General features: G+C 62.0%; 13 protein-coding genes. 9 read left to right on the top strand and 4 right to left on the bottom strand.

Annotated elements, in window-relative coordinates:
• Nucleotides 1–2: 2 nt before the first annotated feature.
• Nucleotides 3–1,028, top strand: a complete 1,026-nt coding sequence (locus tag WH91_RS21725) for a peptidoglycan -binding protein (RefSeq protein WP_046173103.1) — start codon at nt 3–5, stop codon at nt 1,026–1,028.
• A 298-nt stretch (nt 1,029–1,326) separates the two neighbouring features.
• Here WH91_RS21725 and WH91_RS21720 read toward each other — a convergent pair whose 3' ends face one another.
• The gene (locus WH91_RS21720) at nt 1,327–3,147 is read right to left on the bottom strand and encodes an ABC transporter transmembrane domain-containing protein (protein WP_082102331.1); all 1,821 of its coding nucleotides are present in this window, start codon (nt 3,145–3,147) and stop codon (nt 1,327–1,329) included.
• A 219-nt stretch (nt 3,148–3,366) separates the two neighbouring features.
• Here WH91_RS21720 and rpmE point away from each other — a divergent pair, with 219 nt between their 5' ends.
• Entirely contained in the window at nt 3,367–3,588 is a 222-nt protein-coding gene (rpmE, locus tag WH91_RS21715; protein ID WP_046173102.1) for a 50S ribosomal protein L31, read from the top strand.
• 236 nt (nt 3,589–3,824) lie between these two features.
• Here rpmE and rcdA read toward each other — a convergent pair whose 3' ends face one another.
• Both rcdA and WH91_RS21705 read right to left on the bottom strand, forming a co-directional pair.
• Complete coding sequence (gene rcdA, locus WH91_RS21710) at nt 3,825–4,340, bottom strand: protease adaptor protein RcdA (RefSeq protein ID WP_052953043.1); 516 nt, start codon at nt 4,338–4,340, stop codon at nt 3,825–3,827.
• Nucleotides 4,341–4,681: 341 nt separating this feature from the next.
• Nucleotides 4,682–4,864 carry a DUF1192 domain-containing protein gene (locus WH91_RS21705; RefSeq protein ID WP_046173101.1) on the bottom strand — a complete coding sequence of 61 codons (183 nt, stop codon included), beginning with the start codon at nt 4,862–4,864 and terminating at the stop codon, nt 4,682–4,684.
• An 82-nt stretch (nt 4,865–4,946) separates the two neighbouring features.
• Between WH91_RS21705 and WH91_RS21700 the strand changes: the two genes are divergently transcribed.
• The 4 genes from WH91_RS21700 (at nt 4,947) to WH91_RS21685 (ending at nt 9,686) form a co-directional block, all read left to right on the top strand.
• Nucleotides 4,947–5,960 carry an NAD(P)H-quinone oxidoreductase gene (locus WH91_RS21700; RefSeq protein WP_046173146.1) on the top strand — a complete coding sequence of 338 codons (1,014 nt, stop codon included), beginning with the start codon at nt 4,947–4,949 and terminating at the stop codon, nt 5,958–5,960.
• 157 nt (nt 5,961–6,117) lie between these two features.
• Nucleotides 6,118–6,846 (top strand): DUF1013 domain-containing protein, encoded by a 729-nt coding sequence (locus WH91_RS21695; RefSeq protein WP_046173100.1) that lies wholly within the window; start codon nt 6,118–6,120, stop codon nt 6,844–6,846.
• Nucleotides 6,847–6,870: 24 nt separating this feature from the next.
• Nucleotides 6,871–8,718, top strand: a complete 1,848-nt coding sequence (locus WH91_RS21690; RefSeq protein WP_046173099.1) for a monovalent cation:proton antiporter-2 (CPA2) family protein — start codon at nt 6,871–6,873, stop codon at nt 8,716–8,718.
• 203 nt (nt 8,719–8,921) lie between these two features.
• Nucleotides 8,922–9,686 carry a sulfite exporter TauE/SafE family protein gene (locus tag WH91_RS21685; RefSeq protein ID WP_046173098.1) on the top strand — a complete coding sequence of 255 codons (765 nt, stop codon included), beginning with the start codon at nt 8,922–8,924 and terminating at the stop codon, nt 9,684–9,686.
• Between the two features lie 296 nt (nt 9,687–9,982).
• Here the strand turns inward: WH91_RS21685 and WH91_RS23925 are convergent, their stop codons facing one another.
• On the bottom strand, nt 9,983–10,156 hold the full coding sequence (locus tag WH91_RS23925; RefSeq protein ID WP_074797582.1) for a YdcH family protein: 174 nt from the start codon (nt 10,154–10,156) through the stop codon (nt 9,983–9,985).
• 155 nt (nt 10,157–10,311) lie between these two features.
• Between WH91_RS23925 and WH91_RS21680 the strand changes: the two genes are divergently transcribed.
• The 3 genes from WH91_RS21680 (at nt 10,312) to WH91_RS21670 (ending at nt 12,329) form a co-directional block, all read left to right on the top strand.
• The gene (locus WH91_RS21680; protein WP_046173097.1) at nt 10,312–10,527 is read left to right on the top strand and encodes a YdcH family protein; all 216 of its coding nucleotides are present in this window, start codon (nt 10,312–10,314) and stop codon (nt 10,525–10,527) included.
• 218 nt (nt 10,528–10,745) lie between these two features.
• A complete protein-coding gene (gene purE / locus WH91_RS21675; RefSeq protein ID WP_046173096.1) occupies nt 10,746–11,240 on the top strand; it encodes a 5-(carboxyamino)imidazole ribonucleotide mutase in 495 nt (164 codons plus the stop codon).
• A gap of 3 nt (nt 11,241–11,243) precedes the next feature.
• Entirely contained in the window at nt 11,244–12,329 is a 1,086-nt protein-coding gene (locus tag WH91_RS21670; protein WP_074797580.1) for a 5-(carboxyamino)imidazole ribonucleotide synthase, read from the top strand.
• Nucleotides 12,330–12,487: the final 158 nt, after the last annotated feature.

Below are 12,487 nucleotides of genomic sequence, written 5' to 3'. Positions count from 1 at the left end.
ACATGCCGGGAGCTCGTTCCCGTCGCAGGCAGGAGGCCAATTATTGGCCCGGCTTCGTCGATGCCCTGTCGAGCCTGCTGCTCGTCATCATTTTCATGCTCAGCTTGTTCATGCTGACCCAGTTTTTCCTAGGGCAGGAACTGCAAGGCCGTGACACTGCGCTTGCCCGCCTCAATAGCCAGATCGCCGAACTGACCGACCTGCTGCAGCTCGAGCGCGCCGACTCCGACGACCTCGGCAGCCAGATCGCCACGCTGACCGCGACGCTTGGCAGCGCCCAAGCCGACAACGCCAGCCTCACCAGTCAACTCGCGGGCATCGGCACCGGGCTGGGCGACAAGGACGCCACCATTGCCGCCATCCAGGATGACTTGCTGAATGCTCAGGAGCTGTCCGACGAGGCCAATGCGCAAGTCGCCCTGCTCAACCAGCAACTGGCTGCCCTTCGCGTCCAGGTCGGCGCGCTGGAAGCCGCGCTCAACGCCTCGGAGAGCCGCGACACCGAGAGCCGAACCCAGATCGCCGATCTTGGCCGTCGCCTCAATGTGGCCCTCGCCCAGCGCGTTCAGGATCTCGCCAGGTATCGCTCGGATTTCTTCGGCCGCCTGCGCCAGATCCTAGAAGGCCGCGCCGATGTCCGCGTGGTCGGCGATCGTTTCGTGTTCCAGTCCGAAGTGCTGTTCGCTCCGGGCCAGGCCGACATTTCGACCGCAGGCACGCCCGATCTCGACGCGCTTGCCGATGCCATACTGCAGCTGGAACAAGAAATCCCGCCCGATATCAACTGGGTCATGCGCATCGACGGCCACACCGATAGCCGCCCTATTTCCAATGCCCGCTTCCCCTCGAACTGGGAGCTTTCGGCAGCCCGCGCCATTTCGGTCGCGCGCTATCTGGTCACCAAGGGCGTCTCGCCCAACCGCCTGGTAGCAGCCGGTTTCGGCGAATTCACACCGCTGGACCCCGCGGAAAACGATGACGCCTACCGCCGGAACAGGCGCATAGAGTTCAAGCTGACAGAGGGGTGATCGGCGACGGCGCGTCGCGTCGTCAAATCGCTCCAGTGGAGCGATTTGAGCCGATCACGGGTCGAGCCTCGCGAGACCCCGGGGAGTTTTTCCCACCCGCCGCCTTCTCCCTCGGGCTTGACCCGAGGGCCACTCACAACACGGCAACACAGTTCGAATAGTCCTCGGCTAAGCTTAACTACGAAAAAACCCGACCAAGGTCACGGCACCCGACCTCGTCCTTCGACAAGCTCAGGATGAGGTCTACTGCCGAGCTGGTTCAGAACTAGTCGTCATTGCGAGCCCCCTGGCGTGGCACTCAATGCACAGCATCATCCATGCGGAACTGCAATTTCGCCAGATCCGCATAGCGGCCGCCCTTGACCACCAGCTCGTCATGCGTGCCCTGGTCTATGATCTGCCCGCCATCAAGCACCAGGATTTTGTCGGCATCGCGGATGGTGGCGAGGCGATGGGCGATGACCAGCGTGGTACGGCCTTCCATCAGATGCGCCAGCGCCACCTGCACCAGCCGCTCGCTCTGCGCGTCAAGCGCCGAAGTGGCCTCGTCGAGCAGCAGGATTGGCGCGTTCTTGAGTATGGCGCGGGCAATGGCGAGGCGCTGCTTCTGGCCGCCGGACAAGGTAACGCCCCGCTCGCCGACCAGCGTGTCGTATCCCAGCGGCATCTCAGCGACAAAGCTATGCACCAATGCCGCCGTGGCCGCAGCCTCGACTTCCTGCTGGCTCGCACCGGGTTTCCCAAACCGGATATTGTCGCCAATGGTCCCGGCAAAAATCGTCGGTTCCTGCTCGACGTAGGCAAAACGTTGCCGAAGTTGGATCAAGCCGACTTCGCGGATATCAACGCCATCGACACGGATCGACCCGCTGGTCACGTCATAGAAGCGCTGCAACAGCGACAGCATGGTTGACTTGCCTGAGCCCGAAGGCCCCACCAGAGCCACGGTCTCGCCATGCGCCACCGAGAAGCTCACGTTGTTGAGCACGCTCTCAAGCCCAGCGCGATCATAGCTGAAGGCGACCTTGTCAAACTGCACTGTGCCAAGCGGCGGGGTGGGTAGCAGTTTGGGAACGACGGGATCGGTAATTGTTGCTTCCGTATCCAATATCTCGGTCAGACGCTCGGTAGCACCGGACACCTGATGCAGCGTGCCCAGCACATCGCTGATATTGGTCAGGGCGCCCGAGGCCATCAGCGCATAGATCATGAACTGGGCCAGCTCGCCGGCACTGACCGTGCCATCGAACACGGCGCGAGCGCCCCACCAGACCAGCGCAACAATGGCCGTCGTACCGAGGAAAATAGCCATGCCGACCAGCACCGCACGCGCGCCAAGCCGATGCACTTCGGCCCGGTAGCTATCGCGGCTGTGGCTGTTGTAGATGCCGGATTGGGTGACTTCCTGGGTAAACGCCTTGACCGTCCGCGTCGCCCCAAGCATTTCGGTCGCCATCGCGGATAGGTCGGCCAATGCGTCCTGTGTCTTGCGGGACATGCCACGCAACCGGCGGGAATAGATGATCAGCGGGAAAAGGATACAGGGCACCAGCACCACGACGGCAATCGTCATCACCGGGCTGGTCAACATCATCATCACCAGCGCACCGATGATCGTGACGAGCGAGCGCAGCGCCAGCGAGAAGCTCGATCCAACCGCAAAGCGGATCACGCCGACATCGCCATTGAGACGGCTGGTGAGCTCGCCGACGCGGTTGGTATCGAAATACCGGCTGTCGAGCCTCAGCAGATGGCCGAATACAGCCTCGCGCAGATCAGCGAGCACTTTTTCGCCCAGGCTGGAAATGAAGTAGAACCGGGCGCCGCTTGCCAGGCCCATGACCGCGGCAATACCGACAATCAGCCAGCCATAGCGCGTCACATTATCGAGGTTCTGGGCGAGGAAGCCCTCATCGATGGCGCCGCCCATCACATAGGGAATAGACAGCGAGGAGAGTGCCGATACCAGCAGGAACAGCACGGTCAACACCAGCCGCACCGGATAGCGCAGCATAAAGGGCAGCAGCTTACGCAGCGGTTGCAGCTTGCGCGGATTCACAATGGGGTTAGCTGCGAGCTTTTCAGGGTCAGCCTGAACCGGGAGGGCCTGATCTGTCATCGCAGGATACGCCATGTGCTTTGAGGGCCGCAGAAGAGCTGGACCGCAGTGAGGCTTCGATATAGGCACTCGCTGCCAGAGCGGCAACCGCTTTGTCCGGTGCGAAATTGCCGCGCCCATGCCCTTGCGGATTAGGCGCGCCTTCTGTATGAAGCCGCGAACACCAGTTTTAGATGCTCTCCGGGCGCTGCGGCGCCCGTTTGATTTGAGGCGATACCGATGAAGGCTGATACCCATCCGGACTACCACCTGATTAACGTGGTAATGACCGACGGCACCAAGTACGAGACGCGTTCGACCTACGGCAAGGCCGGCGATACGCTGCAGCTCGATATCGACTCCAAGACCCACCCGGCCTGGACCGGCGGCACCGGCCAGCTGCTCGACCGCGGCGGCCGTGTCTCGCGCTTCAAGGAGCGCTTCAAGGGCCTCGGCCTCTAGGGCTAGTCTCCCCAAGAATTCGAAAAATCCGGCCCCGTGCCGGGTTTTTTGTTTTGTGGCGGGCGGTAGTGAGCTGATTACCATCTGCGCAGCAAGGATACCCCCACCCAACCTCCCCCTGCAAAGGGGGAGGAGTAGAACGTGCTTGCGGCACCATCGAGCCGAACTCACCAGCCAGATTCCTCCCCCTTTGCAGGGGGAAGTTAGGTGGGGTATTCTTTCTTGCTGTCTAGAAACTACCGCCCAAACGCCGCCTTCAGCCGCGCCAACTGATCCGCAATGCCATTAGCGGTCCCCGGATCAAGCTCCGGCATCTTGCCGCGTTCGAGCGTATCGAACTGCATCACCCGGTCAAACAGGCGGTCACCCTTGTCGACATAGTCGCGCAGGGCATGGGGAAGCTGGTCAAAGCCAGGCCCGCCCCGTTCCGACGGCGTCGCCGAGAATTTCACCTTCTCCTTTTCGGAGCGGGCATTTTCCTTGGTGATTTCGCCTTCATTGACCGCACGCTGCAGCAGCAGCCATGAGGCCAGCTGCATCAGCCGCGTCGTCAAGCGCATCGATTCCGTGGCGTAGAGGAAGGATGCTTCCCGGCTGAGGATCCGGCTGTCACCGCGCCCGTCGCCGTCGAGATATGTGGCAACGTCTTCGATCAGCCCCATGCCTTCGCGATAAAGCATGTCAAAACCACCGGCGGCCACGATACGGGGACCGAGTGCGATAGCCGGTGCTGTCTCGTTCAAGTCGCTCAAGCGGTCCCTCCTCTTGCCGCGCCAATCCTAGGCACAAACCGGCGAGCCGTCATCCCCGGCTCTCAAGCTATCTGAAAGAGCTTTAAGATCAGGGCCATACGAAGGCAATGCAAACGCCTGAAGAAAAAAAAGAGCGGTAAAGAACCGCTCTCGAAGTCAACAGGGAGGCGTCAAACAGAGGGAGAAACCACTTCGAAAAATTCAGAACAACTGAATAATCAAAGACTACCGCGCAAAGATTAATTGCACGTTAACAGGAGTCGAATTTTTAACCTTGCTGGTTCTCGATCTGTTGACTGTGTCTGTCGGCACGCGACCCAAGCCCCGCGCGCGCGATGGCGCTAAAGCTTGAACGCCGACTCGGCGGCCTTGCGCGTGGCATTGCGCGCTTTGATCGCAGTCTTGAGGCGGATGATTTCCCCCTCAAGCAGGCCAATACGATGCGTCAATTCCTCCACCGACATGGCGTCGATGGGCATGCCGGTCTCATGGCCCCTGGGCTCTTTGATTTCCTCGTCAAACATCAAGAGCCTCCTTTGCCAGCTGGAGCGAGCAGTCTAGCCCCATGGGCTTGCAGAGCAAGTGCGCATCGGCCAGCATGTGGCCATGACTTTCCCCACGCAGATGAACGTCGTTGCCATAGCCCGTCCCGGTGGTCCGGAAGGGCTTGAACTGCAAAGCTGGCCAATGCCGGTCCTCGCACCAGGCGAGGTGTTGATCCGCGTCGCTGCCGCCGGCGTCAACGGGCCCGATCTGGCACAGCGCCGCGGTCATTACGACCCGCCAGCCGGCGCCTCCCCCCTGCCCGGCCTGGAAGTTGCCGGCGAAATCGCCGCTGTCGGTTCGGGCGTAACGCAATGGCACGTCGGCGACCGCGTCATGGCGCTGGCCAATGGCGGCGGCTATGGCGAATACGTGGCGATCGCGGCCGGTCAGGTGCTCCCCGTGCCGGACGGCTGGTCACTGACCGAAGCCGCCGCCCTGCCCGAGACCTGGTTCACCATTACCCAAACCCTGGTCATGCGCGCTGGGCTCGAAGCGGGCATGACCGTGCTGGTGCATGGCGCATCCGGCGGCATTGGCGGCGCGGCGATCCAGATCGCGGGCGTTCTTGGCGCCCGCTCCATCGCAGTGGTCTCCTCAGCCGCCAAGGCAGACTATGCCGCAAGCCTCGGCGCCTTTGCCTGTATCGATCACACAAAGGAGGACGTCGCGGCCCGCGCGCTTGAGCTGACCGACGGCAAGGGCGTGGACCGCGTCATGGACATCATCGGTGGCGCCATGACCGAAAAGAACATCGCAGCCAGCGCCCGCGGCGGCCATATCGTTCAGGTCTCCACCCTCGATGGCACGAGCGCCAATATCTCGCTGCGCACCATCATGGCCAAGCAATTGACGCTGTCCGGTTCGACCCTCCGCCCGCAGAGCCCTCAGACCAAGGCCTCTATCGCCACCCGCATCCGCACCGACCTGCTGCCGGCATTATCCAAGCCCGGCTTCATCAAGCCGAGAGTCACCACCTTTTCCCTCGCCCAGGGGGCCGATGCCCATCGCGCCATGGAAGCGCGGGGCCATTTGGGCAAGATCGTGCTGCTGACGGCCTTCGGCTCGGAAGCCTGACCGGCTCACATCTCCGCGTTTGCGGTGAGTGTGACCCACATTGTCATTGCGGATCAGCCTCCAAACCCATATATTGCGGTCAGTTCCCCCTCAGCATGAAGCAAAGAGGCGGAGCGGTTCGGCAGAAAGCCGGCCGCGCCTGCAGGAGAGATTTATCATGAGCCAGCCCTTGTTGATGCCCAAGGCAACCGCCGTCTGGCTTGTCGACAACACTGCGCTGTCGTTCGAGCAGATCGCTGCCTTCTGCACGCTGCATCCGCTTGAGGTTCAGGGTATTGCCGATGGCGACGTCGCTGGCGGCATCATGGGTGCCAGCCCGATCCAGAACGGTCAGCTGACCAAGGAAGAGATCGAAAAGGCCGAGGCCGATCCAAGCTATCGCCTGAAGCTGAGCGATCCCAAGGTCCACGTGCCCGCCAGCAAGCGCAAGGGTCCGCGCTACACCCCGATTTCGCGCCGCAACGAGCGTCCCAACGCCATCAAGTGGCTGGTTCGCAACCATCCCGAACTCAAGGACGCCCAGATCATGCGTCTCGTCGGCACCACCAAGTCGACCATCGATTCGGTGCGTGAATCGACCCACTGGAACGCTGCCAACCTGGCCGCGATGGACCCGGTGACGCTGGGCCTCTGCAGCCAGATTGACCTCGATATGGAAGTGAAGCGCGCTTCCAAGGGCTCAACTGGTCCGGATGAGGCCGAAGAAGGCACAATGCTGATGACCGCCGAGGAAGCGCTGGCCCGTTCCGGCTCGCGCGGCCACGTCCAAGGCGAAGACAACGAGTTTGCCGCCAACGATCATCGTCCTGAGCATGCGCAGGATGACTTCAACGCTGACTCGGTGTTTGCCAAGCTCAAGTCGCCCAAGAACGATAGCGACAACTAGGGCTTTGGCCGGCAGGAGCGTTCGTTGGAAAACAACATCCTGCTGGCCATTTTCGTTCTGCTGGCAGCCAGCGTCGCGCTGGTGCCGCTTGCCAAAGCCGCTGGCCTGGGCACCGTTCTCGGCTATCTGGCCGCGGGCATCCTGATTGGCCCCTTCGGCCTGGGCTTGGTCTCCGATACAGAACTGATCCACCAGATCGCTGATTTCGGCATCGTCATGATGCTGTTCCTGATCGGGCTCGACCTGCAGCCCTCCGAACTCTGGCGCATGCGCCACAAAGTACTCGGCTTGGGCGTTACCCAGATGGTGCTCAGCTCAGGCATCATCGCTTTTGTCCTGCTGGTTTCCGGTTTTGCGCCCGGCATTTCCGTCATCATCGGCCTCGCCCTTTCGATGTCGTCCACCGCCATTGCCATGCAATCGGCTCAGCAACGCGATATCACCCGGACCGACGCTGGTCGTGCGAGCCTCGCCGTTCTGCTGGTGCAGGACGTTTCGGTCATTCCCATTCTCGCCGCCGTGCCGCTGCTCGCTATTTCCTCCGGCGCACTTGATGTCGATGTGACCGAGGCGGTCGAAGCCATCGCCAATCCGCGCGACTGGATCACCCCGCTGATCCTGATCGGTGCGTTCATTGTCGCCATCCTCGCCGGTCGCTACCTGGTGCGTCCGCTGCTGGGTTACATCGCCCGCACCGGCGTCCGCGAAGCCTTCACCGCACTGGGCCTCGCCATGGTGTTCGGCGCAGCCCTCCTGGCCCAGGCACAGGGGTTCTCGCCCGCACTGGGCGCCTTCATTGGTGGCGTACTACTCGCCGACAGCGAGTACCGGCACGAGCTCGAAAGCAACCTCGAACCCTTCAAGGGGCTGCTGCTCGGGCTGTTTTTTATCTCCGTCGGCATGTCCATCGCCTTCGACGTGCTGTGGTCCGAACCGTTGCAGCTGGCGACCCTGGTGCTCGGCTTCGTCGGCATCAAGATCGCGGTGCTATTCGCCCTCACCAGCATGTTCCGCATGCATCTGGCCGACCGCCTCCTGATCGCCATCCTGCTCAGCCAGGCGGGCGAGTTTGCCTTCGTCATTTTCCAGTTCGCCCACGACGCCGGGGCCATGAGCAGCGCGGATCACGCTATGCTGGCCGTTGCGGTGGCGCTGTCGATGGCGACGACGCCACTATTGCTACTGGCCTTCGACCGGCTGGTAGCGCCACGTCTTGATGCCCGCAAGCAGAAGCGCTCGCACGACCCAATCGACGAGCAGCGCAATATCGTCGTGCTCGGCTATGGCCGCTTCGGGCAGATCATCACCCGCATGCTGCGCGCCCAGGGCTTCGAGATGACGCTGATCGATGACGATCCGGCCCAGATCGACCTCGTGCGCAAGTTTGGCGTGAAGGTGTTCTACGGCGATGCATCGCGCCTCGGCCTGCTCCATGCGGCGGGCGTCGAACGCGCCGACCTGGTGGTCATCGCCGTCGGTGGAGCCACCCGTATTCTGGACGTCGCCCGTACCGTTCGAAAACACTTCCCCGATGTGCCGATCGCCTCGCGCGCCATCGACCGCGGCCATGCGCACGAGCTGATGGCGATGGGCGTCGAGATTTTCGAGCGCGAAACCTTCCTCTCGGCGGTAAACCTCGGCGCCAAGGTGCTCACCGAGCTCGGCATTGCGCCCATTGACGCCATGCACATGGCCCAAGCCTTCGAGCGGCACGACAACGAACTGCTCGAAAACAGCTTTGCCGTTCGCCACGACGAGGAAGCCTATCTCGGCATGGTGCGCAGTTCCATCAGCCTGCTAGACCACGCCATGAGCAGCGACACGCCATCTGCCATTCCAGTTGACAAGTCCGCGCCAAAGCGTACCGAGTAGTTCTCCCGTTAGACCTCATGGTGAGCTTGTCGAAGTTCGAACCGGCCGTTACCGCAAAATCGATCCACTGGATCGATTTTAGGCAAGAATTGATCCGCTTTGCGGTCAGGCTTCGGGGGCGGGCACGCAGCCCGTGTCACGACCTTGTCCTTCGAAAGGCTCAGGATGAGGTCCGTTAAAAGCTCCCGCCACCTGAACCACCCATGCCCATTTTCGATCCCTATTTCGTCACCATCGCCGTGATCGCGGTGCTCATCGTCGGCCTGTCCAAGGCCGGCCTGCTGGGTAGTCTGGGCATGGTCGGCGTGCCGCTGCTCAGTCTCGTCATGCCCGCCCGCGACGCCGCCGGCATGATGTTGCCAGTGCTCCTGGCCATGGATGCCTTCGCCGTCTGGACCTACCGCAAGGAAGTCGACTGGCGCATTCTGCGGATCATGCTGCCGGGCGCCGCCGTCGGCACAATCATCGGATGGGTGCTCTGGGCCTTCGTGTCCGACGATGCCGTGCTGCTGTTTGTCGGCGTGGTGACGCTGCTGTTCATCCTCGACGCCATCCTGCCCCTGCGCAAGAAGCTCGAAGGCCTGCCACCGTCCAAACTCTGGGGCACATTCTGGGGTGGCTTTGCCGGCTTCACCAGCTTCATCAGCCATACCGGCGGCCCGCCATTCCAGATTTACGTCCTGCCGCAACGCCTGCCGCCCGCTGTCTATGCCGGCACCACGGCGGTGTTCTTTGCCATCGTCAACACCGCCAAGCTGGTGCCCTATTTCTTCCTGGGCCAGCTCAACGTCCACAATCTGCAACTCTCGGCATCGCTGATCCCGGTCGGCATCGTCGGCGTGCTCGGCGGCATTTTCCTCGTCCGCCGCATCTCGATGAAATGGTTCTACCACATCGCCTATTGGCTGGTTTTCATCCTGTCGCTCTACCTGATCTACAAAGGCTCGAGCGGACTGTTCTTTGGATAGCGTCAATATTGCAGTCGACACCCTCCCCCTTGGGGGCTTGAGAGCGACCCGAAGGGGCAAACCGCTCTGGTGGAGCGATTTGAGCGAACAAGGCCGCGAGAGCTACGCTAGAGTGGCTGGTCAGGGAGGGGGGCGGCGGCTAGCCCCAATATTAGGGCTAAACGAACGCCCCTCCTAGCCTCCCCCGTCAAGGGGGAGGTACAGCCCGGTGGATGGGTAGCATTAGCGCCCAAGACAACAAAAAAGGGCCGCAGCGCTTGCTGTGACCCTTCACTCCGCTTGGAGTACTACGCCGCTTACTGGGTGGTTGCGTTGAACCGGTAGATTTCGTCCTTCACTTCGAGTTTTTTCCGCTTGAGTGCAGCGACCGTAAGATTATCGAACCGAGTGCTTTGCATTTCGGTCTGGATCTTGCGGTCCAACTCCTGGTGGCGCCGTTCGAGCGCCGCGATATGCCCTTCAGTCGTCATAACAACTCCTTGAAGCCTATGTGGACGAATCCATCGTCACAAATAATTCACGTGATGTCGACCGCCTTTTGCCCACCACTGGAAATCTGGTGCAAAAGTCCGCGTGATCGGTTAATCAAAGCTGACGGTTGAGGCGTGAGGTTAGGTCAGATTCTATGCTTTCGCTCAACAGGGAACACGAAGCCGCTCTCGGGCTCGAACTGGCAACAAAACGCCAGGAACACAGCGATCTCAACGCTGCCATCGATACTCTGACCGAGAGCAAGGTCGCCGATCCCATGCTGCTGCAGCGTCTCAAGAAACGGAAGCTGGGGCTCAAGGACCGCATCGTCCAGCTCGAGAATATTTTGCTGCCCGATATCATCGCCTGAGGCCTCCGAGGGCTTGAGATGTGGCGAAATCTGGGCTAATTCCGCGTTTTGTGGAGCTTGAGGATGCAGACCGGTCGCCCTTCAACTCAGGATGAGCCGAAAATGTCGGTTTTTGAGAACCGGACCGGAACGTACATTCTGGTACGTGAAGACCGGAAGCGCAGGAAACTGGCATTTGCACGCCAGCATCAGTTGAATGGCGATCGGTCTGGGGCTCTATGTTGATCAAACCACCCGTCGCCATCGTCATGGGTAGCCAGTCTGATTGGCCGACCATGCGCCTCGCCGCCGAAACGCTCGAAGTGCTCGAGGTGGAGTATGAGGCCCGTATCGTCTCGGCCCATCGTACGCCCGAGCGCCTAGTCGAATTCGCCACCAATGCCCGCGCCGATGGCTTCAAGGTCATCATCGCCGGGGCTGGCGGCGCAGCACACCTGCCCGGCATGATTGCCGCGATGACCCCCCTCCCGGTGTTTGGCGTGCCGGTAAAATCCAAGGCACTCAACGGCCAGGACAGTCTCCTCTCCATCGTCCAGATGCCCGGGGGCATTCCGGTCGGCACGCTGGCTATCGGCGAACCCGGCGCCATCAATGCCGCACTGATCGCCGCAGCCGTCCTCGCGCTGTCCGACGATGAACTGGCTGACCGCCTCGATGCCTACCGCGCCCGCCAGACCGCCTCCGTCCCGCTTTTCCCCGCAGATACCGAGTAAGCCTTGACGCAAGACCTCCCTGCGCTGCCGCCCGGCAGCATGATCGGCATTCTGGGGGGTGGCCAGCTCGGCCGCATGCTGTCGCTCGCCGCCAGCAAACTCGGCATGCGGACCCATATCTTCTGCCCCGATCCCAACAGTCCGGCTTTCGAGGTCACCCCGCACAGAACCGTCGCCGCCTATGATGACGAGGCAGCGCTCGCGGCCTTCGCCGACGCCGTCGACGTCATCACCTACGAATTCGAGAACGTCCCTTCGGCAACCGCCGAATTCCTCGCCGCCCGCAAGCCGCTGCGCCCCGGCGCCAACGCGCTGGCGGTGTCACAGGACCGCCTCGCCGAAAAGGGTTTCCTCGCCTCCAAGAACATCCCCGTCGCGCCGCACCGCACCGTCGAGACCTTGGCCGGCCTTGAAGCTGCCATCGACGCGCTGGGCCTGCCCGCCGTGCTCAAGACCACGCGGCTCGGCTACGACGGCAAGGGCCAACGCGTTCTACGCGACCGCGCCGATGCCGCTGCGGCATTCGCCGAGCTGGAACCCAAGCCGTTGGTGCTTGAAGCCTTCGTGCCCTTTGACAAGGAAATCTCGGTCGTCGTGGCCCGCAACCTGTCCGGCGAAGTGCGTGCCTTCGACGCCGCCGAAAATGTTCACCGCCACCACATCCTGTTCACCAGCACCGTGCCCGCCGACATCCCTCCCGGCGTCGAAAAGCACGCCGCCATGCTGGCAAAGGTCATCGTCGTGGCGCTCGATTATGTCGGCGTGCTCGGCGTCGAATTCTTCGTCATCCCCGGCGATCGCCCGTCATTGATGGTCAACGAGATCGCGCCGCGCGTGCACAATTCCGGCCACTGGACCGAGGCCGTCTGCCTCACCGACCAGTTCGAACAACACATCCGCGCCGTCCTCGGCTGGCCCCTCGGCGACCCCACCCGCATGGCCGACGTCGTCATGGAAAACCTCGTCGGCGACGAAGTGCTCATCGTGCCCGGCGAGCTCGACGGCAACACCCAGCCCCACCTCTACGGCAAAACCGAAATCCGCCCCGGCCGCAAGATGGGCCACATCAACCGCATCACGCGGCGGTAAGACAAAGTCTATCCCCATCCACCGCGCCGAACCTCCCCCTCGACGGGGGAGGCTGGGTGGGGGTGGAGTTTAGTCCCAATATTTGGGCCAAACGTCCCCTTCCTTTGATCCCTCCCCGCAAGGGGGAGGGTATCCACTGAAACATCTACCTCCCCAAC

Source organism: Devosia psychrophila (assembly GCF_000971275.1).
In the GTDB taxonomy this organism is placed as follows: Bacteria; Pseudomonadota; Alphaproteobacteria; order Rhizobiales; family Devosiaceae; genus Devosia; species Devosia psychrophila.
Note: the sequence above shows the minus strand (reverse complement) of the source record. Positions and strands in the feature narration are given on the sequence as shown.

Bases quoted from the DNA above. Each gene is read 5' to 3' on its own strand.
- WH91_RS21725 (WP_046173103.1), top strand. From the start codon at position 3: ATGCCGGGAGCTCGTTCCCGTCGCAGGCAGGAGGCCAATTATTGGCCC.
- WH91_RS21720 (WP_082102331.1), bottom strand. From the start codon at position 3,147: ATGACAGATCAGGCCCTCCCGGTTCAGGCTGACCCTGAAAAGCTCGCA.
- rpmE (WP_046173102.1), top strand. From the start codon at position 3,367: ATGAAGGCTGATACCCATCCGGACTACCACCTGATTAACGTGGTAATG.
- WH91_RS21705 (WP_046173101.1), bottom strand. From the start codon at position 4,864: ATGTTTGACGAGGAAATCAAAGAGCCCAGGGGCCATGAGACCGGCATG.
- WH91_RS21700 (WP_046173146.1), top strand. From the start codon at position 4,947: ATGACTTTCCCCACGCAGATGAACGTCGTTGCCATAGCCCGTCCCGGT.
- WH91_RS21695 (WP_046173100.1), top strand. From the start codon at position 6,118: ATGAGCCAGCCCTTGTTGATGCCCAAGGCAACCGCCGTCTGGCTTGTC.
- WH91_RS21685 (WP_046173098.1), top strand. From the start codon at position 8,922: ATGCCCATTTTCGATCCCTATTTCGTCACCATCGCCGTGATCGCGGTG.
- WH91_RS23925 (WP_074797582.1), bottom strand. From the start codon at position 10,156: ATGACGACTGAAGGGCATATCGCGGCGCTCGAACGGCGCCACCAGGAG.
- WH91_RS21680 (WP_046173097.1), top strand. From the start codon at position 10,312: ATGCTTTCGCTCAACAGGGAACACGAAGCCGCTCTCGGGCTCGAACTG.
- purE (WP_046173096.1), top strand. From the start codon at position 10,746: ATGTTGATCAAACCACCCGTCGCCATCGTCATGGGTAGCCAGTCTGAT.